Annotated in this window: 21 protein-coding genes; 8 read left to right on the plus strand and 13 right to left on the minus strand. The window is 65.0% G+C overall.

All coding sequences use genetic code 11. The features are described 5' to 3' along the window. Positions 1–12: 12 nt before the first annotated feature. Positions 13–921 (minus strand): LysR family transcriptional regulator, encoded by a 909-nt coding sequence (locus QM685_RS19545; protein WP_415118332.1) that lies wholly within the window; start codon positions 919–921, stop codon positions 13–15. 127 nt (positions 922–1048) lie between these two features. On the opposite strand from QM685_RS19545, the gene metE reads away from it, so the two are divergent. The 3 genes from metE to QM685_RS19560 all read left to right on the plus strand — a co-directional run bounded on the left by metE (position 1049) and on the right by QM685_RS19560 (position 5501). Then, positions 1049–3343, plus strand: a complete 2295-nt coding sequence (gene metE / locus QM685_RS19550; protein WP_415118334.1) for a 5-methyltetrahydropteroyltriglutamate--homocysteine S-methyltransferase — start codon at positions 1049–1051, stop codon at positions 3341–3343. Positions 3344–3456: 113 nt separating this feature from the next. After that, on the plus strand, positions 3457–4704 hold the full coding sequence (gene glyA, locus QM685_RS19555; RefSeq protein WP_415118336.1) for a serine hydroxymethyltransferase: 1248 nt from the start codon (positions 3457–3459) through the stop codon (positions 4702–4704). Between the two features lie 116 nt (positions 4705–4820). Further along, complete coding sequence (locus QM685_RS19560; protein WP_415118338.1) at positions 4821–5501, plus strand: epoxyqueuosine reductase QueH; 681 nt, start codon at positions 4821–4823, stop codon at positions 5499–5501. Between the two features lie 65 nt (positions 5502–5566). Here the strand turns inward: QM685_RS19560 and QM685_RS19565 are convergent, their stop codons facing one another. The 8 genes from QM685_RS19565 to QM685_RS19600 form a co-directional block, all read right to left on the minus strand. Further along, positions 5567–5929 carry a RidA family protein gene (locus QM685_RS19565; protein WP_415118340.1) on the minus strand — a complete coding sequence of 121 codons (363 nt, stop codon included), beginning with the start codon at positions 5927–5929 and terminating at the stop codon, positions 5567–5569. Beyond that, on the minus strand, positions 5926–7359 hold the full coding sequence (locus QM685_RS19570) for an FAD-dependent oxidoreductase (protein ID WP_415118342.1): 1434 nt from the start codon (positions 7357–7359) through the stop codon (positions 5926–5928). The genes QM685_RS19565 and QM685_RS19570 overlap by 4 nt, the downstream gene beginning before the upstream one ends. Beyond that, positions 7356–7664 carry a (2Fe-2S)-binding protein gene (locus QM685_RS19575; protein WP_415118344.1) on the minus strand — a complete coding sequence of 103 codons (309 nt, stop codon included), beginning with the start codon at positions 7662–7664 and terminating at the stop codon, positions 7356–7358. The genes QM685_RS19570 and QM685_RS19575 overlap by 4 nt, the downstream gene beginning before the upstream one ends. Then, positions 7642–8745 (minus strand): NAD(P)/FAD-dependent oxidoreductase, encoded by a 1104-nt coding sequence (locus QM685_RS19580; RefSeq protein ID WP_415118346.1) that lies wholly within the window; start codon positions 8743–8745, stop codon positions 7642–7644. Before QM685_RS19580 ends, QM685_RS19575 begins: the two co-directional genes overlap by 23 nt. Beyond that, positions 8742–9536: an ABC transporter permease gene (locus tag QM685_RS19585; protein ID WP_415118348.1), complete on the minus strand. Its 795-nt coding sequence runs from the start codon at positions 9534–9536 to the stop codon at positions 8742–8744. Before QM685_RS19585 ends, QM685_RS19580 begins: the two co-directional genes overlap by 4 nt. Then, positions 9533–10450, minus strand: coding sequence for an ABC transporter permease (locus tag QM685_RS19590; RefSeq protein ID WP_415118350.1), 918 nt, complete (start codon positions 10448–10450; stop codon positions 9533–9535). The genes QM685_RS19585 and QM685_RS19590 overlap by 4 nt, the downstream gene beginning before the upstream one ends. Next, positions 10447–11511: an ABC transporter ATP-binding protein gene (locus QM685_RS19595; RefSeq protein WP_415118352.1), complete on the minus strand. Its 1065-nt coding sequence runs from the start codon at positions 11509–11511 to the stop codon at positions 10447–10449. Before QM685_RS19595 ends, QM685_RS19590 begins: the two co-directional genes overlap by 4 nt. A gap of 87 nt (positions 11512–11598) precedes the next feature. Next, positions 11599–12627: an ABC transporter substrate-binding protein gene (locus QM685_RS19600; protein ID WP_415118354.1), complete on the minus strand. Its 1029-nt coding sequence runs from the start codon at positions 12625–12627 to the stop codon at positions 11599–11601. A gap of 140 nt (positions 12628–12767) precedes the next feature. Here QM685_RS19600 and QM685_RS19605 point away from each other — a divergent pair, with 140 nt between their 5' ends. After that, on the plus strand, positions 12768–13667 hold the full coding sequence (locus tag QM685_RS19605; RefSeq protein ID WP_415118356.1) for a LysR substrate-binding domain-containing protein: 900 nt from the start codon (positions 12768–12770) through the stop codon (positions 13665–13667). Between the two features lie 134 nt (positions 13668–13801). Here the strand turns inward: QM685_RS19605 and QM685_RS19610 are convergent, their stop codons facing one another. Continuing rightward, positions 13802–14776 (minus strand): Bug family tripartite tricarboxylate transporter substrate binding protein, encoded by a 975-nt coding sequence (locus QM685_RS19610; RefSeq protein ID WP_415118358.1) that lies wholly within the window; start codon positions 14774–14776, stop codon positions 13802–13804. Between the two features lie 44 nt (positions 14777–14820). Further along, positions 14821–15720 carry a TauD/TfdA dioxygenase family protein gene (locus QM685_RS19615; RefSeq protein WP_415118360.1) on the minus strand — a complete coding sequence of 300 codons (900 nt, stop codon included), beginning with the start codon at positions 15718–15720 and terminating at the stop codon, positions 14821–14823. 405 nt (positions 15721–16125) lie between these two features. Here QM685_RS19615 and QM685_RS19620 point away from each other — a divergent pair, with 405 nt between their 5' ends. Further along, positions 16126–16884 carry an SDR family NAD(P)-dependent oxidoreductase gene (locus QM685_RS19620; protein WP_415118362.1) on the plus strand — a complete coding sequence of 253 codons (759 nt, stop codon included), beginning with the start codon at positions 16126–16128 and terminating at the stop codon, positions 16882–16884. A gap of 54 nt (positions 16885–16938) precedes the next feature. Here QM685_RS19620 and QM685_RS19625 read toward each other — a convergent pair whose 3' ends face one another. Next, a complete protein-coding gene (locus QM685_RS19625) occupies positions 16939–17664 on the minus strand; it encodes an alpha/beta fold hydrolase (RefSeq protein ID WP_415118364.1) in 726 nt (241 codons plus the stop codon). A gap of 384 nt (positions 17665–18048) precedes the next feature. Here QM685_RS19625 and QM685_RS19630 point away from each other — a divergent pair, with 384 nt between their 5' ends. Together QM685_RS19630 and QM685_RS19635 are read left to right on the plus strand one after the other, a co-directional pair. Then, positions 18049–19023 carry a Bug family tripartite tricarboxylate transporter substrate binding protein gene (locus tag QM685_RS19630; protein ID WP_415118366.1) on the plus strand — a complete coding sequence of 325 codons (975 nt, stop codon included), beginning with the start codon at positions 18049–18051 and terminating at the stop codon, positions 19021–19023. A gap of 152 nt (positions 19024–19175) precedes the next feature. Then, positions 19176–20075 carry a TauD/TfdA dioxygenase family protein gene (locus tag QM685_RS19635; RefSeq protein ID WP_415118368.1) on the plus strand — a complete coding sequence of 300 codons (900 nt, stop codon included), beginning with the start codon at positions 19176–19178 and terminating at the stop codon, positions 20073–20075. A gap of 21 nt (positions 20076–20096) precedes the next feature. Here the strand turns inward: QM685_RS19635 and QM685_RS19640 are convergent, their stop codons facing one another. Further along, the gene (locus QM685_RS19640) at positions 20097–21074 is read right to left on the minus strand and encodes a Bug family tripartite tricarboxylate transporter substrate binding protein (RefSeq protein WP_415118370.1); all 978 of its coding nucleotides are present in this window, start codon (positions 21072–21074) and stop codon (positions 20097–20099) included. A gap of 159 nt (positions 21075–21233) precedes the next feature. Between QM685_RS19640 and QM685_RS19645 the strand changes: the two genes are divergently transcribed. After that, positions 21234–22136, plus strand: coding sequence for an SMP-30/gluconolactonase/LRE family protein (locus tag QM685_RS19645; protein ID WP_415118630.1), 903 nt, complete (start codon positions 21234–21236; stop codon positions 22134–22136). The last annotated feature ends 6 nt before the right edge of the window (positions 22137–22142 follow it).

Consider the following 22142-nt stretch of genomic DNA (forward strand, 5'->3'; position numbering starts at 1 on the left):
TAGCCGCCGCCCCTAACGTCGGACGCGCGGCGCACTGTCTTTCGAACTGCGCGCGAGTTCAACGAAAGCGTGCAGATAGTCGATGCCGGAATCGGCCTCCCGCGTGCCCAGAAAGATCTGCTTCGAGATTCCGCCGCGCCCGAGTTTCAGGCTGACCAGCGGCATGCGGTCGGCGTATTCGTCGGCGAGCCATCGCGGCAACGCGGCGACGCCGCGGTTGCTCGCGACCATCTGCAACATGATATCGGTGGTCTCGATGGTTTTGTGGCGGCGAGGCATGACGTTCGCCGGCCGCAGGAACTGATTGTAGATATCGAGCCGGTCTGTTTCGACCGGATAGGTAATCAGGATTTCGTCGACGAGTTGTTCGGGCTTCACATACCGTGCATGCGCAAGCCGATGCTGTTCCGAAACCACCAGCACCTGCTCGTAATCGAACACCGGATCGAAGCGCAAGCCTGGCCGTACGAGAGGGTCGGGAGTGACGAGCACGTCGATGTCGTAACCCAGCAGAGCCCCTATGCCGCCGAACTGGAAGCGCTGCTTCACGTCGACGTCGACGTCGGACCAGCGCTGCAGATAAGGCGAGACCACCTTCAGCAGCCACTGGTAGCACGGGTGGCATTCCATGCCGATGCGCAGCGTGCCCCGCTCGCCGCTCGCGTACTGCTTCACGCGCGCTTCGGCGTGCTCGAACTGCGGCAGCATCCGGTTGGCGAGATTCAACAGATATTGCCCGGCCTGGGTGAAGCGCAGGTTGCGTCCGTCGCGATCCCAGATCGGCGTACCCAGTTGCTGCTCCAGTTTCTTCACGGTATGGCTGAGCGCCGACTGCGTGAGATGCAACGCAGTGGCCGCCGCCGTCAATGATCCCTGCCGCTCTATTTCACGAATGACGACCAGATGAAATCGTTCCAGCATGATGAGGCCCGCCAGGATTGAACATGAAGAAAGTTAATGGATTGATGAAATAATGCCATTATCTTTCATGGGACAACGATCTTATCATTGCTGTCAGGACTTTCAATCATCGCAAATGGCAGCGCTCATGATCACGACACACAATCTCGGTTTCCCGCGCATCGGCGCAAAGCGCGAACTCAAGTTCGCTCTCGAAAGCTACTGGAAAGGCCAATCGTCGCGCGACGAGCTGAAGACGCTGGGCGCGCAGTTGCGTCAGCGTCACTGGGAAAACCAGCGCGGCCTCGACCTCGCGCCGGTCGGCGATTTCGCGTTCTATGACCAGGTGCTCGACATGAGCTTCACGCTCGGCAACCTGCCGGAACGCGTGCAGGACTTTCACGGCGACGCGCTCGACAACTATTTCCGCGTCGCGCGCGGCCGCTCGGCGCAAGGCGCCGAAGAGCACGCCGCATGCTGCGGCGGTGTCGCGGCGGGCGAAATGACCAAGTGGTTCGATACGAACTACCACTACATCGTGCCGGAATTCACCGCATCGACGAACTTCTCGCTTGACGCGTCGCGTCTCGTCACGCAACTGGCCGAAGCGCGCGCCGCCGGCGTGAATGCGAAGCCGGTGATCATCGGGCCCGTCACGTATCTGTGGCTCGGTAAGGCGAAGGACGATTCCGACCGTCTCGCGCTGCTGCCGAAGCTGCTGCCGGTGTATGGCGCGCTGCTCGATACGTTCGCGGCGCAGGGCGTCGAATGGGTGCAGATCGACGAGCCGGCGCTCGTCACCGAACTCGACCCGGCGTGGCAACAGGCTTTCGTGACCGCGTACGAAGCACTGGAAACGCGCCGCGTGAAGCTGCTGCTCGCAACCTACTTCGGTCAGTTGCAGGACAATCTCGCGCTGGCGTGCAAGCTGCCGGTCGACGGCCTGCACATCGATGCGATCAATGCGCGCGACGAAGTCGCGAAGGCCGCGCGCGAACTGCCGGCCGAGCGCGTGCTGTCGGTCGGCGCGATCAACGGCCGCAACATCTGGAAGACCGATCTCAGCGCCGCGCTCGAATGGCTCGAACCGCTCGCGAAAACGCTCGGCTCCCGTCTGTGGATTGCGCCGTCGTGCTCGCTGCTCCACGTTCCGGTCGACCTCGACAGCGAACAGAAGCTCGATCCGGAAATCCGCTCGTGGCTCGCGTTTGCGCTGCAGAAGCTCGACGAACTGAAGGTGCTGGCAGCGGCGCTCAATCAGGGACGCGCCGCGGTCGCCGACGCGCTGGCCGCCAACGCCGCCGCAATCGAAAGCCGCCGCACCTCGCCGCGCGTGCACAATCCTGCGGTCAAGGCGGCAGTCGCGAAGATCGACGCGGCACTCGGCAAGCGCTCGAGCGTGTACGGCGACCGGGCGACGAAGCAGTCCGCGATCCTGAATCTGCCCGCCTATCCGACCACGACGATCGGCTCGTTCCCGCAGACCGCGGAAATCCGTCATGCTCGCAGCGAATACAAGGCCGGCAGGCTCGACGAAGCCGGCTACAAGGCCGCGATGCGTCGTGAAATCGAACGCAGCGTGCGCGAGCAGGAATCGCTCGGGCTCGACGTGCTCGTGCACGGCGAAGCCGAACGCAACGACATGGTCGAATACTTCGGCGAGCAGTTGAACGGCTACGCGTTCAGCCAGTTCGGCTGGGTGCAGTCGTACGGTTCGCGTTGCGTGAAGCCGCCTATCCTGTTCGGCGACATCAGCCGTCCGAAGGCGATGACGGTCGAGTGGATCACCTACGCGCAGTCGCTCACGTCGAAACCGATGAAGGGCATGCTGACCGGCCCGGTGACGATCCTGAACTGGTCGTTCGTGCGTGACGATCAACCGCGCTCGCAGTCGTGCTACCAGCTCGCGCTCGCGATCCGCGACGAAGTGCTGGACCTCGAAAAGGCCGGTGTGCGCGTGATCCAGATCGACGAAGCCGCGCTGCGCGAAGGTTTGCCGCTGCGCCGCGCGCAATGGAACGAGTACCTGCGCTGGGCGGTGGAGTCGTTCCGCATCACCGCGAACGGCGTGCGCGACGAAACGCAGATTCACACGCATATGTGCTATTCGGAGTTCAACGACATCATCGCGTCGATCGCCGATATGGACGCCGACGTGATCACGATCGAGACCTCGCGCTCGGATATGGAGCTGCTCGATGCGTTCGACAACTTCAAGTACCCGAACGAAATCGGGCCGGGTGTCTATGACATCCACTCGCCGAACATTCCGAGCGAGCAGCACATCGTGCAATTGATGAAGAAAGCCGCCGAGCGCATTCCGGCGGAGCGCCTGTGGGTGAACCCGGACTGCGGTCTGAAGACCCGCCAGTGGGAAGAGGTGATTCCGGCGCTGACGAACATGGTGAGCGCGGCGAAAACGCTGCGCGGCCACGCGCAGTAACGGCGGCGTCCAGTCCGCGGTGTGCCGGCCGGCGCATCGCGGACGCCATTTCTTTCACACTCTCGTCCTGGGCTGGTCCCGGGACGCTTCATTTGATCCATACGCCATCCATCATGTTTGAACGCAGCCGCTATACGATCGAGCAGATCGATCCGGAAATCCATGCCGCGATCCAGAAGGAAAACCAGCGTCAGGAAGACCACATCGAGCTGATCGCTTCCGAAAACTACACGTCGCCGGCCGTGATGGCCGCTCAGGGCTCGCAACTCACGAACAAGTACGCGGAAGGCTATCCCGGCAAGCGCTACTACGGCGGCTGTGAATATGTCGATGTCGTCGAGCAGCTCGCGATCGACCGCGTGAAGCAACTGTTCGGCGCCGAAGCCGCCAACGTGCAGCCGAACTCGGGCTCGCAGGCCAATCAGGGCGTGTTTTTCGCGATGCTCAAGCCCGGCGACACGATCATGGGCATGAACCTCGCCGAGGGCGGCCACCTGACGCACGGCATGGCGCTCAACATGAGCGGCAAATGGTTCAACGTCGTCAGCTATGGGCTGAACGCGCAGGAAGACATCGACTACGACGCGCTCGAAAAGCGTGCGCATGAAAGCAGGCCGAAGCTGATCATCGCGGGTGCGTCGGCGTTCGCGTTGCGGATCGATTTCGAGCGCATCTCGCGTGTCGCCAAAGCGGTCGGCGCGTACTTCATGGTCGATATGGCGCACTATGCGGGCCTGATTGCCGCGGGCGTCTATCCGAACCCGGTACCACATGCCGATTTCGTCACCACGACCACGCACAAGAGCCTGCGCGGCCCGCGCGGCGGTGTGATCCTGATGAAGGCCGAGTTCGAGAAGCAGATCAACTCGGCGATTTTCCCGGGCATTCAGGGCGGTCCGTTGATGCATGTGATCGCCGGCAAGGCTGTTGCGTTCAAGGAAGCGCTGTCGCCGGAATTCAGGTCATATCAGCAGCAGGTCGTCGACAATGCGCGCGTGCTGGCCGAAACGCTGATCGCGCGCGGACTGCGCATCGTGTCCGGCCGCACGGAAAGCCACGTGATGCTGGTCGATCTGCGCGCGAAGAACATTACGGGCAAGGAGGCAGAGCGCGTCTTGGGCGCGGCGCACATCACGGTCAACAAGAACGCGATTCCGAACGATCCGGAAAAGCCGTTCGTGACCTCGGGCATCCGCCTCGGCTCGCCGGCCATGACGATGCGCGGCTTCCGCGAAGAAGATGCCCGCCTCACGGGCAATCTGATCGCCGACGTGCTCGACAATCCCCATGACGAAGCGAACCTCGCGCGCGTGCGCGAGCAGGTCGCCGCATTGACGCGGCGCTTTCCGGTGTATCGTTGAATGGTGCGGAGCGGCCATCCGCTTCCCGTGTGTCGAGGCCGGCACGTGTTTGCGCCGGATATCCGGTGCGGCATCGAAACAGCACGGAGCCGGCCCCTTCAGAGGAGGGAAACGCCATGACATCGACGTACGAAAGAAAACCGCTTGCGCTGCCGGGCGGTCATCGCAAGGTTCTGCTGCATTCGTGCTGCGCGCCGTGCTCCGGTGAAGTGATGGAGGCGATGGTCGCGTCGGGCATCGACTTCACGATCTTTTTCTACAACCCGAATATTCATCCGCGCAAGGAATACGACTTGCGCAAGGACGAGAACATTCGCTTTGCGGAGAAGTTCGGCATTCCGTTCGTCGATGCCGACTACGATCGCGACAACTGGTTCGCCCGCGCGCGTGGGATGGAAAACGAACCCGAGCGCGGTATCCGCTGCACGATGTGCTTCGACATGCGGTTCGAGCGCACCGCGCTCTACGCGCATGAACATGGCTTCCCGGTGATGACCAGTTCGCTCGGCATCTCGCGCTGGAAGAACATGCAGCAGATCAACGATTGCGGTATTCGTGCCGCCGGCCGTTATCCGGGCTTGAGCTATTGGGACTACAACTGGCGCAAGGGTGGCGGCTCGGCGCGCATGATCGAGATAAGCAAGCGGGAGTCGTTCTATCAGCAGGAATACTGCGGCTGCGCTTACTCGCTGCGCGACACCAATCTGCACCGCAAGGCGAATAACCGCGAACCGATCCGTATCGGTGTTCAGTTCTATAGTCAGGACGACCCGAAGGACAACGGACAGGGTGACTGACGGTTGCGCCGCCGTATCCGGCGGCGAATACACTCCACCGGAACGGACACGAGACCGGCATGTCGTCAGGCCACGGCCGTCACGCTGAACTCCACCAGCAACTCCGGCAATCCGAGCGTCGCCTGCACCGTGCAGCGGACAGGCAGGTGTTCGGGATCGATCCAGTCTTGCCAGACGGCGTTCATTCGGTCGAACAGCGCCATATCCTTCAGATAGATCGTGACCGACAGCAGCCGTTGCCTGCTGCTGCCCGCCTGCTGCAATAACGCATCAATGCGTCCGAGCGCTTCGGAGGCCTGCTCCTCGATGGTGCGCGCATGCGCGGCGCCAGACGACGTTTGTCCAGCGAGAAAGAGAAGATTGCCCGCGCGCACCATCTTGCTCATGCGCGCATTGCCGGCGGTTCTTACGATAGGGGACGCATTCATTTGGGTACGAACTCCGTGGGTTGTGCCGCGTTGAGATCGGGGGTATGAGACGCGGCGAGATCGCCGAGGCTCACCGGTTTGATAGGCGGCCGGATACGGTAGTAGCCGATGTCCGCCACGGGTTTCGCGTGTACTTCGGCGAGCAGTTCGGCGACGGTCAGCCCGCATAGACGTCCCTGGCATGGCCCCATTCCGCAGCGGGAGAACGACTTGCTCTGGTTGGGTCCGGTGCAGCCGAGACGGGCCATTGCCCGGATGTCGCCGGCGCTGACTTCCTCACAGCGGCAGACGATGGTTTCGTCGGCGGGGCGGCGAAATGTGTCGGCCGGACGGTAGAGCGTGTCGAGGAAAGGGCGCACCGCGCGGTGCCGGTCGAGTTGCCGCCGCAACGGCGCAGCCTGCTCATCGCGCGCATCGCGGCTCAGCGCGCCAAGCCGATGCGACACGGTCAGCGCGGTCAGCGCACCCGCCGTGCGGGCCGCGATTGCGCCTTGGATGCCGCCGCCGTCACCCGCAATGAAGAGGTTCGGCACCGTCGTTTCGCCCCATGCATCGGTGCACGGATGCCAGCAAAGCTGGGCTTCGTCCCAGCGATGATCGCAGCCGATCGAGCGGGTGAGCTGCACGTTGGGCACAACGCCCTGATGCAGCAGGACGACGCTCGCCGCGAGCCTCGACGTGCGCCCCTTCGCGGTGTATTGCACCGATTCCGCGCGCCCATCGCCTGCCACTGAAAGCCCTGTCACCCGGCGAATGTGCGGAATGCCGCTGCGCCGGATCGCGTTCAGCAAGCGCCGGCCCTTCGCCAGATACGCGGGTGTACGCAACGCGCCGGGCAGCTCCGCGAGCGCGCGCCAGTAGTTGCGCGCGGGCGTCGTATCGAGGATCGCCGCCGGCGTTCGGTCCGCCTGAATGAGCTGCCACGCAAACAGATACATCAGCGGTCCGCTGCCCGCCAGCACGACCGGCCCAGCGGGCAGCATGGCTGACGATTTCAACAGCGTCTGCGCGGCGCCCACTCCCATGACCCCAGGCAGCGTCCAGCCCGGCAGCGGGCACGGCCGTTCGTAGGCGCCGTTGGCGATGACCACGGCTTTCGCCCGTATCTGTCCGCTTGCCGCGGCGTCGCCGCGACGTGTGAAGCTGATTTCCAGCGCGCGCGTGATTTGCCACGCGAGTGTGTCGGGCCAGTAGCGCAGCGGCGCTTTAGCGAAGCGCGCGACCAGCTCCGCGCCGTCGGTGTAGTCGTCGCCGAGCAAGGCCGCGTCGGGCAGCGGCGAGCGGCCGACGTTGCGATAGATCTGGCCGCCCGGCAGCGGGTTTTCGTCGAGAACCAGCACGTCGAGGCCCGCCCGCGCCGCGTCGAGCGCACACGCCATGCCGGCCGGGCCCGCGCCGACGATCACGAGGTCCGCCGTTTCGATCGTCATACGAGGGCCCTCGCGCCAGCCATGGCTTTGACTTCCATTCCGTCGCGCACGCGCACCATGCAGGCCTGCTGGTTCGGCAGGCCATCGATTTCGACGAGGCAATCGAAGCACACGCCCATCATGCAATACGGCGCGCGCGGCGCCGCGCCCACCGGCGTGTGACGGAAGACGCCGACTCCGGCATACAGAAGCGCGGCTGCCACGTTGACGTATTCCGGCACGTCCACATGGCGACCGTCGACGACGATCCGCACCGTGCGGGTCGGGGCACCGTCGATCCGACTAAACAGCGAAACGTTTTGCATAGAAGTAGTCCAGAAGGGAAGGACGTTGACCGCCGAGCAGCCACGCCACGAGCAATTCGCAATGCGCGGCCGCGAGCGTCACGCCGCTATGGCAGGTGGCGATAAACGCACCGGGATGCGTGACCGATTCTTCGTAGACGGGCATGCTGTCGGGCGTCATCACGCGGAGCGCACCCCATGCGCGCACGACCCGAACGTTTTTCAGCAGAGGGAGCTGCGTGACGGCCTTGCGGGCGATGTGCGCGACGATCTCGGGCGTCACGCCATCGTTCATGCCGACGTCTTCCGCGGATTCGCCGAGCAATACCGATCCCTCCGCCGTCTGTCTCACGGAGAGCGTCGGGTACCGGAGAAACGGACGCACGCGCTCCGTCACGAGGATCTGGCCGCGCAGCGGAACGACCGGCGCGCTGAGTCCGACCATCGGCGCGAGTTGCCGGTTGCCGAGACCCGCGCACAGCACGACGCGCCCGGCCTCGAGCGTGCGCTTGCCGGTGTCGACGCGAAAGCCGCCGTTCGCGCGTTCGATCGACTGCACCGGCGCCTCCGGCACGTAGTCGCCGCCGGCCCGCGCGAATGCGAGGAACAGCGCACGCAGCGTGTAGAGCGGGCTCACGTGGCCGTCGTTTTCCGAGTAGACCGCGCCGGCCACGCTCTGGCCGATCTCCGGGATGCGTTCGGCCAGTTGCCGGCGGTCGAGGACGTCATAGGTGAGACGTGCATCCCGCGCGTGTAACTGGCGCAGCGTATCCACGCTGCCTTGCAGCGCGTCGTCGGTCATCGCGATGCTGATGCCGCCCGCGCGCGAGTAGCCGAGATTGAGCGACGATGCTTCTTCCAGCTCCGCGGCGAACGCCGGCCACAGCAGCGCGGATTCGAGCGACCAGCGGCCGTAGTCGACCTGCTTCCTGCCTTTGCCCGAGACCCAGATCAGGCCGAAGTTTCCGCGCGCGGCGCGCACGCTGGAATCCTCTCCATCGAGCACGATCGTTTTCTGGCCGCGCTTCGCGAGCCCATAAGCGATCGCCATGCCGACCAGACCGCCGCCGACGATCGCAAAGTCATATTCCCGTTTCATCAATGCTTCCCCATCAGAACCTTGTCGAGCCCCACGAGCCGGTCGAGCGCGAACATCAGGCCGAGCGTGACGGCCATGATCACCGTGGCGACCGCCGCGACCATCGGATCGACGGTTTCAGTCATGCTCATGTAGATGCGCACCGGCAGCGTGATCGTGGTCGGCGCCGCGATGAAGATCGTTGCGGTCAGTTCGTCGAAGCTGCTTGCGAAACCCAGCACCCAGCCGGCGGCAATACCCGGTATCAACGCCGGCAACGTGATGCGCCGGAAGGTGGTCCATGCATTGGCGCCGAGCGAGACGGCGGCGTGCTCGGCATCGCGCGTCGTCGCGACCAGCGACGCCATGATGAGCCGCAGGCAGTACGGAAACACCAGCATCACGTGCGCCATCACGAGCGAGACGAACGATCCGGACACGCCGATGCGCGTGAACAGTTGCAGCAACGCCACGCCGATCACGACGGGCGGAATCATCAGCGGCGAGAGCAGCAGCGAATTGATCGTGTCGCGACCGGCGAAGCGATAGCGCGTCAACCCCAGCGCGGCCGGCACGCCGAGCATCGCCGCGAAGGTGGCGGAGAGCGTCGCGAGCCACAGACTGTTGGCAAACGCCTGCGTGAAATCCGGGTTGTCGATGAGCGCGCTGAACCAGCGCGTCGAAAAATGAATGGTCGGCACGCTGATCAGATTGCCCGGCGTGAAGGCGACCAGGCAGACGATCACGAGCGGCGCGATGAGGAATACGGTGAACGCGGCATGGAAGCCTAGCGCAATAGGACCGTTGCGATTCATGATGCGGCCTCTCCCAGGCGACGCTTCACGCGTCGCTCGATAACGCGGCTGTACAGCGCGATAACGCCGAGATTCAGCACGAGCAGGCAGAGCGCGATCGCCGCGCCCATCGGCCAGTTCATGCTGTGCAGGAACTCGTCGTAGGCCGCCGTCGCGACGACTTTCAGGCGCCGCCCGCCGATGAGCGCGGGGGTCGCGAATGCGCTCGCGCTCAGTGCGAACACGATCAGGCTGCCGGACAGAATGCCGGGCGCGGTCTGCGGCAGGACGATGCGGCGCCAGACGGTGAGCGGGCCGGCGCCGAGCGAAATAGCCGCATTGGCGATCTGCGGATCGATGCTCTGCAGCGAGGTCCAGACGGACAGCACCATCAGGGGCACCAGTGCGTGCACCAGCACGATCACCACGGCCGGAAACGAGAACAGCATCTGCGGCGCCGCGTCGACCAGATGCAGCCCGACGAGCAGCCGCGCGACGACGCCCTGACCGTCCAGCAGGATCGACCAGCCGAGCGTGCGCACGACGGCTGAGATGAACAGCGGCCCCAGCGTGAGAATCAGGAAGAAGGCTCGCCAGCGAGCCGACATGCGGAAGATGAACCAGGCCTCGGGTACGCCCAGCACGATCGTTCCGGCGGTCACGCTGAGCGCGAGTCCGAACGTGCGTAGGAATATCTCGTGATAGTACGGATCGGCGACGATCTGCGCGTAGTTATGCCACGAGTAGACGTCGAGCATGCCGCCCGAGGCCGCGTCGAAGCCTTGCAGGCTCAGTACGCCGACGAGCGCCATCGGCACGATGAGCAGCAAGGCGAAGAGGAGCGTTACCGGCGCGACGAGGAGCGGGCCGTTCGGCAGCCTGTTGCGCGTTGCGTTCGCCCGCAGCGGCCGGATCATGGGGCGGGCGGCGCTCATTGCGGCGCCCCGGCGGGGTGCGGTGCGAGCGGACGCAGCGCGGTGCTGGACCAGTCGAGGCCGACCGGGTCGCCGACCTGTGCCACGTGGCCGCCACCGTTCGCCAGTTGCACCTGCAGCTCGCCGATATCGGTGTGCACGCTGACCGACCAGCAGTTGCCGTGAAACGCGCACGCGCTGACCCGGCCGTCCACGTGTCCCGCGCCGCTTGCGACCAGCTCGATGCGCTCGGGCCGCAGCGAAAACGCGTATTCGCCGCAGGCATGCGGCGCGTCGAGCGGCAAACTCGCGGGCCCCACCTTGAACACCCGCGCCACGCCGTCGTAGGTCACGTGTCCGCGCAACACATTCGCACGACCGATGAAGTCCGCGGCGAAGAAACTGCCGGGATCGTCGTAGACGCCGGTCGGGGTATCGAAACGGACCACCGTGCCCTGGTTGAGCAGCGCGACGCGGTCGCTGATTGCCAGTGCTTCAGCCTGGTCGTGCGTGACCATGATGGTGGTCGTGCCGACCTTCCGCTGGATGGCGCGTAATTCCGCCTGCATGTCGTGGCGCAGTTTCGCGTCGAGATTGGACAGCGGCTCGTCGAGCAGCAGCAACGGCGGCTCGATGACCAGCGCACGCGCGAGCGCGACTCGCTGACGCTGCCCGCCGGACAGTTCGCGCGGGTACTTCGATGCATGGCGGCCGAGTTGAACCAGCTCGAGCGCATCGACGCACCGGCGCTTGCGCGCGGCCCGCTCGACGCGCCTCATCTGTAACCCGAACTCGACGTTCTCCGCGACCGTCATGTGAGCAAACAGCGCGTAACTCTGGAACACGATGCCGAGGCCGCGCTTCGCGGGCGGCGTGCCGACCAGCGAGCGGCCTTCGAGGCTGATGTCGCCGGCCGTGGGTTCGACGAAGCCGGCGATCATCTGCAAGGTCGTCGTCTTGCCGCAGCCCGAGGGGCCGAGCAGCGAGACGAACTCCCCGCGCGCGACGTCGATGCTGAGGCTGTCGACCACGACAGTCTCGCCGTACTGCTTGTTCAGGCGTTCGATCCGTAAATAAGTCATGACCTGGTTAGACCCTGGAATTGCTGTAGCGACGACGGAAATGCACCTTGGGGGCGTCGCCCGCCGCCTTCGGATACCGGCAGCCGGTCAGCGTTCTATGTCACGGTTCCATTGCTGCGTCCACGTCGCGCGCTTGTCGTTGACCACGTTCCAGTCGACTTTCAGCATCTTCGCGACGGCATCCGGAGAGGCCACGCGCGCGGCAACCGTCGGCGTCAACCGGGTGAGTTTGTTGACCGGAGCGACACCTTCTTCGTCCGCGTAAAGCGCCTGGATTTCCGGCGACAACGAGAACTGGATGAACTTCTGGGCGAGATCGTTCGGCGCGTCGTGTTTGACCGGGCACATGCTCAGACCCAGTACGACCGCGCCTTCCTTCGGCGCGACGAACCTGACCGGCACGCCCTGGTTGCGCAGCGCCTGGGTGCGGCCGTCACCCCATGCGGCAAGCGCAATGCTGTCCGTCTGGAACAGCTCGGAGATTTTTCCCGGCGATGGATCGAACGACAGCACGTTCGGCGCGATCGATGTCTTCACTACGTCGAAACCGGGCTGGATGTTTTTCTCGCCGCCGCCATTCAGACGGGCGAGCACGATCAGTGTCTGCAGACCATAGCCGTTGCTGATGGTGGGAAACGCGACCTTACCCTTGTAGCGCGGGTCGGCCAGGTCGTGCCACGAGGTCGGCGGCGCCCATCCCTTCGCGGCAAACAGGCGTTCGTTGTAGACGAGACCAGTCGCATTCAGCCCGAACGTCACCGCCTTGTTGCTCCTGAAGCGGGCTACGTCGAACAGGTTCTGGTAGACCGGCGCATCGGTGAGGGTGTCGCAAAAGCCGAGCTGGATCGCCTGATACATCGGACCGTCGTCGAGAATCGCGACATCGAGGCTTTGCTTGCCTTTTTGCGCCTGAAGCCGCGCCATGGTCGTCGTGGAGTCGCCCGGAACGACGACCACCTTGACGTCGTTGGCCTTCTCGAACGGCGGAATGATCTTTTGCCGCAGGAGCTGTTCGAAGGATCCGCCGAACGCGCCGACGTACAGCGTCGTTTCAGCGTGGGCCTGCGCGGCGGCAAGAACACCGGCGAGCATGATCGGGACGATATGTTTGCGCATTGAAGTCTCCATCGATATCGAAATGTTATGCTGCTGTTTATCCGGCTTGATCCGCCGATGGAGACAGTTTTGTGCGCCGAATTGATGCGGTCAAATCAGAAATTTGTTAAAAGCAATGCCTGAATGTTATGGGGTAGGGAATGAAAAACCGGCAGCTCGAGGCGTTCCGGGCGGTGATCCTGCGGCAATCGATCACGCGGGCAGCGGAAATGCTGCACATCACGCAGCCCGCCGTGACACGCCTGATCCTCGATCTGGAGGCGGAAATCGGCTTCGTCCTCTTTACACGCGAGAAAGGCAGGCTATTTCCCACTTCGGACGCGTTGCTGCTCTATCAGGAAGTGGAGCGCTCATTTGTCGGCGTCGAGCGTATCGCGCACGCGGCGCAGCAGATTCGCTCGCTGACAAGGGGGTCGCTGAACATCGCGGCGGCGCCTGCGCTGGCGTTGAATCTGCTGCCGGAGTGGATTACCGATTTCACCCACGCACACGAAGGGGTGACTGTGTCGCTGCTCATTTACGGGACGAGGCTGGTCGGAGAGCTCGTGGCGAGCGAGCAGTGCGACATCGGATTCGTGACCTACACGACGTGGCAGCCGGGGGTGCGGCTCGAGACGCTGTTCAGCGCCGATATGAAATGCATCCTGCCCAAGGGGCACCGGCTTTCGCGCAAACGGGTCATCGTTCCCGAGGACCTGGCCGGCGAGAAGTTCATTTCGTTTCCGCGCGAATACGACACGCGCCGCATCGTCGACGATATCTTCGCCGCGCGGAAGATCGAACGCGTGATGAGCGCGGAGTGCCAGTTATCGGCCGCGATAGCGACGTTCGTGGCACGAGGCGCTGGGGTGTCGATCGTCGATCCGGTGTCCACCGACTATCTGACGGACGATGTGTCCGTCCATGACTTTGCGCCTGCGATCCCGTTTGAATACGGTGTCGTGACGTCCGACCGGCAGCCACCGTCGCGTCTCACGTGCGCTTTCGCGGAGTTCGTGCGAGAGAGAGTGCGGGAGCGAACAGGTCATTCTCGTGCGTGATTCGTCACCGGCGCTTGCGCGATGGCGCGTTTGCGGGATGCGTGTCCCGCGAGGATCATTCTCGCGTTGCCGGGCGGGTCCGGCGACGTACGCAGGGCAGCAGTTGAAAGCTGAAAGCGGATTGCCGTGAAGCATCAGTTCAGCGTGCCGACACCCGCATCCTTCAGGATCTTTCTCCACATGTCCGTCTCGACGCGGATGCGCTTGCGTAGTTGATCGGGCGTGCTCGGCGCCACGGTGATGCCGCGCGCCCGCGCGTACGCCTGGATACTGGGCGCGGCGAGTGCCTTGACGAGCCCGTCGTGCAGCTTGTCGATCACGTCCTGCGGCGTGCCGGCCGGAGCGAGCAGCGCGTGCCACGTCGTCATGACATAGCCCGGCACGCCGGATTCGGTCATCGTCGGCACATCGGGAATCGGCGCGAGCCGACTCGGTCCCGTCACGGCCAGCGGCCGCACCGTGTTCGCCTTGATGAAGCCGAGCGAACTCGACAGGCTGCCGAACACGAGATCGGCCTCGCCGGTCAGCACCGGCAACGCCGTGTTGCCGGGATAGGTGACGTTGACGGTCTTCGTGCCGGTACGCGCCATGAAGAGCATGTTCGCGAGATACAGCGGGCTGCCCACGCCGGCCGTCGACACGTTCAGCTTGCCGGGGTGCTGTTTCGCGTACGCGATCAGCTCCGCGAGCGAATTGGCCGGCACCTTCGGATTGACGACGAGCACGAAGCCCGATTCGGCCATCAGCGAGATCGGCGCGAAATCTTTCTCGACCGAGAACGACAGGTCGCGATAAAGCAGCGGGTTGACGGTCAGTTGCGTGCCGAGCCCCCACAGAAGCGTGTAGCCGTCCTTCGGCGCGTGCGCGACGAGCGCGGCCGCGATATTGCCCGCGGCGCCGGGCCGGTTCTCGATCACGACGGATGTGTGGAGCGTCTTGCCGAGTTCCTGGCCCACGGCGCGCGCGAGGGGATCGGTTTCGCCGCCCGGCGGAAACAGCAGGATCAGGCGGATCGGATGATCGGGATATCCGGCCAGCGCGGGCGCGATCGCGCCGGCCCCGATCGCGCAGCACAGCAGAACGGCTAGGGCACGGCGCAGGCTGTGCATGATCGTCTCCTGTCGAACCTTTCGACGCAATCGCGTCAACCCGCTCAAGCCGCCGCGTCCGCCGGCGACGGCGCGCGCTTCCATGCCGGGTCGTCCATCACGGTCGCGCGATGCATTTCGCGGCGATCGGTCGGCGGCGAATAGCGCAGGCCGCGATGGATCAGCGTGCGGTTGTCCCACATCACGAGGTCGCGCACGGTCCAGCGATGCGTATAGATGAACTGCGGCTGTGTTGCGAACTCCATCAGCTCGCGCAGCAGATCGAGGCCTTCGGGTAGCGGCCAGCCGACGACGCGGCACGCATGCACCGACAGATAAAGCACCTTGCGGCCCGACACCGGATGCGTTTTCACGAGCCGGTGGATCGAGGGCTTCAGCGCCGCGCGTTCCTCTTCCGGAAACTCGGTGAAGCCGCACAGCGCACGTGTATGGAGAATGTCGAATTCCGCCGACAGATCCTCGATCGTTTCGCGCAGATCGTCGGGCAGCGCGTCGTACACGACGCGCATGTCGCCGAATTGCGATTCGCCGCCGCGCGAGGGCACCGAGTAGTTGAGCAGGAACGAGTAGCGCGCCGGGATCGGCTGATACGACTGATCCGAATGCCAGCGCCGGCTCACGAACGTGTTCATGCGGCGGTGATCGCCGGCCTTGAACGTTTCGTTGTCTTTGCCGACGTTCGAGATGTCGCTGATGCGCGGTTGCAGACGGTGTTCGTTCTGGCGCGTCGTGTACTGAACGGAAATCTGCACGGGGCCGAAGTTCTCGCTGAAGGCGAGCAACTGGTCGTCGTCGATCATCTGCGCGGGGAACACGAGTACCGGGTAGCGTGCGATCGTCTGGTCGAGTTGTTCCGCCAGTTCCGCGGTGAGCGGCTGGCGCAGATCGAGACCGTGAATACGCGCCGCGATCGGCGGCTGGATTTCCTCGATCGTGAAGTTCATGTGTGCCTCTGCTGTGGATGTCCGCTGTGTTTGCCCGCGCCAGGGGCGCCGACGGCTCTGCAAGATGGCGCTAGCGTAGGCGTGCGCGGCCCGATGCCACAAGCGAGATTAAGTCACAGCCCGTGTGATGGAGAGCATCCGGTGCCGGCATGCGGTCTGCCCGGCGGACACAGGGAACACAGCGGGAACACACAGCGGGAACACACAGCGGGAACACACAGCGGGAACACACAGCGACGGCAGGCCCACGCCCGTCACGCGCGGCGTGACTTTAACTCGCTTGTGCCGCGCTTCGGACACCGCCTAGCATCAGGAAGCGGCGCGGACCGGCATCGGCGCCATGACCGATGCACCGGTTCTACGCGATTACGCGATCACGCGATCAGCCACTTGAAAGGGGACGACATGGATCTGGAACTGCGCGGCCGCACGGCACTCGTCACCGGCGCGAGCGTCGGCATCGGCACCGGCATCACGCGCGCGCTGGCCGCCGAGGGCGTGCACTGCGCGATCGTCGCGCGCCGTCGCCCGCTGCTCGACGAACTGGCCGACAGCATCGCCGCGAGCGGCGCGCCGAGGCCGGTTCCGATCGTCGGCGACCTGACGGACGAAGCCGATCTCGCGCGCATCTTCGCCGAAGCGAACGCGGCGCTCGGACAGGTCGATATCGTCGTGAACAACGCGGGCGGTTCGCGGCCCGCCGAGCTCGACTGCGGCGAAGACGTCTGGGACGAAGCGTTCGCGCTCAACTTCACGGCGGCGCGCAAGCTCACGCATGCGGCGCTGCCGGGCATGCGCGCGCGCAAATGGGGGCGGGTGATCAACATCAGCGGCTCGATGGAGCCGCGCGGCATGAATCCGAGCGGGCCGGCCAAGGCGGCGCTGCATCTGTGGGCGAAGAGTCTGTCGCGCGAAGTGGCCGCCGACGGCATCACGATCAACACGATTCCGCCCGGCCGCATCAACAGCGAGCAGATCGCGCAGCGCCTGCATCCGACCGCCGAATCGAAGCAGGCTTTCATCGCGCGCCATGTTCCGATCGGCTATTTCGGCGATCCGATCGACATCGGCTATCTCGCGGCGTTTCTCGCTTCGCCGCGCGCACGCTATATCACCGGCGACGTGATTCCCGTCGATGGCGGCATGCATTACTACGCGCATTGAGCGTGAGCCGCCGGCACATGACGCTTTTCGTCGTCGACCGTGCCAGCGAACGCGCTAGCGGCTGTGCTCGCGCAGGAACGCCCGCACCCTGGCCACCGCCGAGGGCACGACGTCGGCGGGTTCCTTCCAGGGGGTGACCGTCAGCGCATGCGGGACCAGTTCGGCGAGTTCACGCGCGATCACGGCCGGATGTTCGAGGTCGTTGCCGGGCAGGATCAGCATCGGTGTCTTGCACGATGCGACGAATTCGCGTGTGACGCTGAGCACGAATTCACCGCTCCACATGCGCCGGCCGAAGTCTTCGAGTTGGGCCGGCGCGAAGCCGGCGCCTCCGGCGAGCAGATCGTCGGCCCATTTCCGCCATGAATTGGGCATCGTCCGGCGGTTCGCTGTGTCGATGCCGATCGGCTGCTGCAGCACCAGCGAGGCGACGCGCTCGGGCGCGAGACGGGCCAGGTTCAGCGCATACGACGCGCCGATACAGCAGCCCATCACATGGCAGCGTTCGATGCCGAGATGGTTGAGCAATCCGAGGTGATCGGCCGCGTACTGGTCCCACGGATTGCCGTCTGTCAGCGGACCGCGCGAGGCGCCGGCGTTGCGCTGGTCGAGCGCGACCACGCGAAACTCGTCGCCAAAAATCTCGGTGGGGTTGAACGCCATGCGCTGCCAGTCGGCGATCGTCGCGCGCATGCCGCCCGGCGGCAGCAACAGCAACGGAAAGCCGCGGCCACGCTGTTCATAGTGGATGAAGACATCGCCTTTCTGATAGATCGTCATGCGGTTCCCCGTCGGGTGCACCGGCGCGCTTCGATCTGCATGAATCCGCTTCCATGCGCGAGCCGGTTTGCAGTTCCTGGCTGGTTGTTCCCCGCTGAAGATCACATGTCGGCGCGCTGGACGGCAAGAGGTTTTTTTGCACGCCGCTCATGATCTTTCGATACATCGCGAACGGGTATGCGGTCATCGCACATCGGTCGTGACATAAACGCGCCTGTCCCCCTTCTTGCAGCGCCTTACGATGGCGCACGCCCGTTTGCACGGCAGCAGACGCGGCGCGCACGGCGTGCGCATCGACGCGTCGGACCATTACGAAGACGAAGCGCTTGCCGCGGCATGCATCGACACACATCGGCACGCCGCGGCAGCGCAAGGAGGCGCGCGATGATTTCGCGGCGGGATGTGCTGGGCGCGCTGGCCGCGTTCGGATGCCTCGGCTGGGGCCTGTGCGCGCAGGCAGCCGGCTACCCCGATGCGCCGGTGCGTCTCGTGCTGCCGTACACGGCCGGCTCGGACGACGTGCAGGCGCGGCTCGTCGCGCGCACGCTGGGCCGCTGTCTCGGCCAGCCGGTCGTGGTCGAGGCACACCCCGGCGCGGGCGGCAACATCGCCGCGCACTATGCCGCGCACGCCGCCGCCGACGGCTACACGATGCTGTTCGCGATCAACAGCCTGCTCGAGGTCAACCCGCTCATGTATCGCGATCCAGGATTCGACCCGCTCGCCGACTTTACCCAGATCAGCCCGCTCGCGGAGCATCAGTTCATGCTCGTGGTCAATCCGCGCGTGCCGGCGAATACGGTGCGCGAGCTGATCGACTACGCGAAGAAGAATCCGGGCAAGCTGACCAACGCGACCGCCGGCGCCGGCAGCGCGCTCTATCTCGCGGGCATGCTGTTCATGACGCAAGCGGGCATCGGAATGGTCAACGTCCCCTACAAGGGCGGCGCCGACGACACGCTGGCCGTGCTCGCCGGCGACGTCGACATGGAGTTCGGCGGCATCCCGAACGTCGCGCCGTACGTGAAGGACGGCCGCCTGCGCGCGCTCGCCGTGAGCGGCACGCAGCGCTCGCCGCTCTATCCGGACCTGCCCACGGTCGCGCAAGCCGGCGTGCCGGGGTTCGACTTCACCGCGTGGAGTTCGCTGGCCGTGCCCGCCGCGACGCCCGCCTCCGTCGTGCGGACCTTGCGCGCGGCCGTGGCGAAAACGATGGCGGACGCGAACCTGCGGCGCGATCTCGACAAGCTCGGCTTCGTACCGCTGGCGGGTTCGGGCGACGACCTGCGCCGCCGCATCGAAACGGAAAGCGCGCAATGGCGCCAGGTGTTCGAGCATGCCGGCATCGAGCCGTCGTGAGCGCGGCGCCATTGCCTTGTTCCCCCCTGCGCTCGGGTCTTGCTGTCCATCCTTCTCACAGGCCGTGTGATCTAAATTAGCTTGTGAGCGCGGCGCGCCGGCCTCTACGATAGCCGCAGCGAGTTCCCACCCCACGGGATCGAGGAGGACATATGGGTTTTACCGTCGAAGTCGTGCACCCGCTGCTTGCCGCGCGCATTCATGGACTGGACCTGAGCCATCCCGTGTCGCTCGAAGACGTCGAAGCAATCGAGCAGACGAGCGGACGCTACCCGGTGCTGATCTTTCCGAAACAGCAGATCACCGACGATCAGTTGCTGGCTTTCAGCGCGAATTTTGGACCGGTGCATACGGCCATGTCGTATCAGACGCGCAAGGACGAGCATCGCCTGCAGCCGAAGATCACCGACATCTCGAACGTGGGCAAGGACAACCAGACCTTCCGGCGCGGCGACCATCGCCGCATGAACACCTTCGTCAGCAAACGCTGGCACACCGATGCATCGTATGAGCCGATCCCGGCGCGCTATTCGTTCCTGCTCGCGTATACGGTCGCGAAGCAGGGCGGCGAGACGCAGTTCGCCGACATGCGCGCGGCCTACGACGAGATGCCGGAGGATCTGCGTCCCGTCGTCGAGAATCTGAGTTGCGAGTACAACATCCTGTGGGCGCGCATGCTGAGCGGCTATACCGAGTTTCCCGACGACGAGCGCGCGAAGCTCGCGCCGTCGCAGCATCGGCTCGTGCGCCGTCATCCGGTCTCGGGCCGCAAGTCGCTGTATCTGTCCGGGCATGCGACGCATATCGTCGACTGGCCGATTCCCGAGGGACGCGATCTGTTGCGCGAGCTGATGGAGTACGCGACGCACCCGCAATTCGTCTATACGCATCGCTGGTCGGTGCGCGATCTGGTGATGTGGGACAACCGCGTGCTGATGCATCGCGGCCGCCGCCATATTCCGGAATCCGATCCGCGCGAGATGCACCGCGCGACCGTGATGGACGATCCGGCGTGGACGCGCGAACGGCGCGCGGAGAGCGTGCGCGCGTGAGCGGTGGCGCGGGCTGCCGGTTTATTGCGGCTTGATGCCGGCCATCTTGAAGAGTTCGCGCCACATCGGCGCTTCGGCCTGAATGCGGCGCTCGATTTCTCCGGGCGAACTGCTGAGCGGCGTGAAGCCGAGCTGTTCGAGGCTGTGCCTGACGTCATCCTCGGCAATCGACTTGACGACCGCGTCGTGCAGTGTCGCGACGACGGCAGCGGGTGTCGCCTTCGGCACGGAGATGCAGTTCCATACCGCGAACTCATAGCCGGGCAGTCCGGCTTGCGCGATGGTCGGCACGTCGGGCAGCACCGCGACGCGCTGCCGGCCCGTCACGCCGAGCGCGCGCAGCTTGCCGGTGCCGAGGTGCGGCAACACGTTCGGCACGCCGCCGAACTCCATGTCCGCGAATCCGCTCAGCACCGCGACCGTATCCTCGGCGCCGCCCTTGTACGGCACGTTCTCGATGTTCACGTGCGCTTTCGACGTAAATTCGAGCGCCGCGAGATAGAGGTTGCTGCCGATGCCCGCGGTCGCGTTCGTCAGCTTGCCCGGATGCGCGCGCGCGTATTCGATCAGCTCGGGCACCGAGCGCGCCGGCACGGAAGGATTGACGACCAGCACGAACTGCTGCTCCGACAGCAGGCTCACATGCCGGAAGCCGTCCGGCGAAAAACCCGGTTCGCGGTAGAGCAGCGGATTGGCCTCGAAGATCGCGCTGATGCCGAGCAGCATCGTGTAGCCGTCGGGCGCCGAATTCGCGACGTAGTGGGCCGCGATGTTGCCGCCCGCGCCGGGATGCGCTTCGACGACCACGGGCTGCTTCAGATACCTCGAAAGCGCTTTCGCGACGATGCGCGCCTGCACGTCGTCCGATCCCGCCGCATACGGATTGATGAAGCGCACGGGGCTCGACGGATAGTCGGCCGCGTGCGCGTCGCGCGGCCATCCGGCGCCGAGCAGCACGGGCGCGGCGAGCGCGGCCAGAAAATCACGTCGTCTCGTCATCGCGGTTCGTCTCCTGCTGGTTCGGCGCGGCACGCATTGCGATGATGCTAGGCAGCCGGCCAGCCTCGTGACAAGCGAGATTAAGTCACGTGAAAGGTGACGCAGGCCGTGCAAAAAAGTCTCTTGCGGCTGTCCGTGCGCCATGCGAGCGTGTCCGGCATGTTCAGCGTCCCCAAAATCCAGACCGAAGTCTTTGCGCGACTGCCCGACAGCCTGCGCGTCGTCGATCGACCGGAAGTGCGCTTTGGCGTCGCGCGCGATTCGTTTCTCGAGGGCCCGGCATTCGATCGCGACGGCCAGCTCTATTGCGTCGACATTCCGTATGGACGCATTTTTCGCGTCGGGCGCGATGGCCGCTTCGAAGTCGCGTGCCAGTACGATGGCCGGCCCAATGGACTCGCGATTCATCGCGACGGGCGCATCTTCATCGCCGACCAGTTGCGCGGCATCCTCGTGCTCGATCCCGCGCGCGGCGTCGTCGAGCCGGTTGTCGAACGGGACGGCTACGAACCGTTTCGCGGCCCGAACGATCTGCTCTTCGATCGCCGGGGCGACCTGCTGTTTACCGACCAGGGCCAGTCGGGATTGGACCGCCCCTATGGAGTGCTGTACCGGCTGCACGCCGGCGGCCGGCTCGAACGTCTGCTCGAACATATCCCGAGCCCGAACGGGCTTGCGTTGAGCCCCGACGAACACACGGTGTATCTGGCCGTCACGCGCGCCAACGCGATCTGGCGCGTGCCGCTCGACGGCTCCGGCAACGGCGCGGTCGCGCGCGTCGGCAACTATATCCAGTTGTCGGGGGGCACCGGGCCGGACGGCATCGCGCCGGCGCACGACGGCGGTCTCGCCGTCGCGCATATCGGCCTGGCGGCCGTATGGCTGTTCGATCGACTCGGCGAACTGATCGCGCGGGTGCAGTCATGCGCGGGCGCGCAGCCGACCAACGTGGCGTTCGATCCGCGCGACGACAGCATGCTCTACATCACCGAAGCGGCGTCGGGACAGATCCTGCGCGCGCGCGTGCCGATGCACGGCGCGGCGCTGTATTCGCATGCATGACGGCCC

Origin of the sequence: Paraburkholderia sp., from assembly GCF_047605525.1 — a bacterium.
Taxonomy (GTDB): domain Bacteria; phylum Pseudomonadota; class Gammaproteobacteria; order Burkholderiales; family Burkholderiaceae; genus Paraburkholderia.

Bases quoted from the DNA above. Each gene is read 5' to 3' on its own strand.
- QM685_RS19645 (WP_415118630.1), top strand. From the start codon at position 21,234: ATGTTCAGCGTCCCCAAAATCCAGACCGAAGTCTTTGCGCGACTGCCC.
- QM685_RS19610 (WP_415118358.1), bottom strand. From the start codon at position 14,776: ATGCACAGCCTGCGCCGTGCCCTAGCCGTTCTGCTGTGCTGCGCGATC.
- metE (WP_415118334.1), top strand. From the start codon at position 1,049: ATGATCACGACACACAATCTCGGTTTCCCGCGCATCGGCGCAAAGCGC.
- QM685_RS19590 (WP_415118350.1), bottom strand. From the start codon at position 10,450: ATGAGCGCCGCCCGCCCCATGATCCGGCCGCTGCGGGCGAACGCAACG.
- QM685_RS19615 (WP_415118360.1), bottom strand. From the start codon at position 15,720: ATGAACTTCACGATCGAGGAAATCCAGCCGCCGATCGCGGCGCGTATT.
- QM685_RS19640 (WP_415118370.1), bottom strand. From the start codon at position 21,074: ATGACGAGACGACGTGATTTTCTGGCCGCGCTCGCCGCGCCCGTGCTG.
- QM685_RS19635 (WP_415118368.1), top strand. From the start codon at position 19,176: ATGGGTTTTACCGTCGAAGTCGTGCACCCGCTGCTTGCCGCGCGCATT.
- glyA (WP_415118336.1), top strand. From the start codon at position 3,457: ATGTTTGAACGCAGCCGCTATACGATCGAGCAGATCGATCCGGAAATC.
- QM685_RS19600 (WP_415118354.1), bottom strand. From the start codon at position 12,627: ATGCGCAAACATATCGTCCCGATCATGCTCGCCGGTGTTCTTGCCGCC.
- QM685_RS19630 (WP_415118366.1), top strand. From the start codon at position 18,049: ATGATTTCGCGGCGGGATGTGCTGGGCGCGCTGGCCGCGTTCGGATGC.
- QM685_RS19625 (WP_415118364.1), bottom strand. From the start codon at position 17,664: ATGACGATCTATCAGAAAGGCGATGTCTTCATCCACTATGAACAGCGT.
- QM685_RS19565 (WP_415118340.1), bottom strand. From the start codon at position 5,929: ATGAATGCGTCCCCTATCGTAAGAACCGCCGGCAATGCGCGCATGAGC.
- QM685_RS19560 (WP_415118338.1), top strand. From the start codon at position 4,821: ATGACATCGACGTACGAAAGAAAACCGCTTGCGCTGCCGGGCGGTCAT.
- QM685_RS19575 (WP_415118344.1), bottom strand. From the start codon at position 7,664: ATGCAAAACGTTTCGCTGTTTAGTCGGATCGACGGTGCCCCGACCCGC.
- QM685_RS19595 (WP_415118352.1), bottom strand. From the start codon at position 11,511: ATGACTTATTTACGGATCGAACGCCTGAACAAGCAGTACGGCGAGACT.
- QM685_RS19620 (WP_415118362.1), top strand. From the start codon at position 16,126: ATGGATCTGGAACTGCGCGGCCGCACGGCACTCGTCACCGGCGCGAGC.
- QM685_RS19585 (WP_415118348.1), bottom strand. From the start codon at position 9,536: ATGAATCGCAACGGTCCTATTGCGCTAGGCTTCCATGCCGCGTTCACC.
- QM685_RS19570 (WP_415118342.1), bottom strand. From the start codon at position 7,359: ATGACGATCGAAACGGCGGACCTCGTGATCGTCGGCGCGGGCCCGGCC.
- QM685_RS19605 (WP_415118356.1), top strand. From the start codon at position 12,768: ATGAAAAACCGGCAGCTCGAGGCGTTCCGGGCGGTGATCCTGCGGCAA.
- QM685_RS19545 (WP_415118332.1), bottom strand. From the start codon at position 921: ATGCTGGAACGATTTCATCTGGTCGTCATTCGTGAAATAGAGCGGCAG.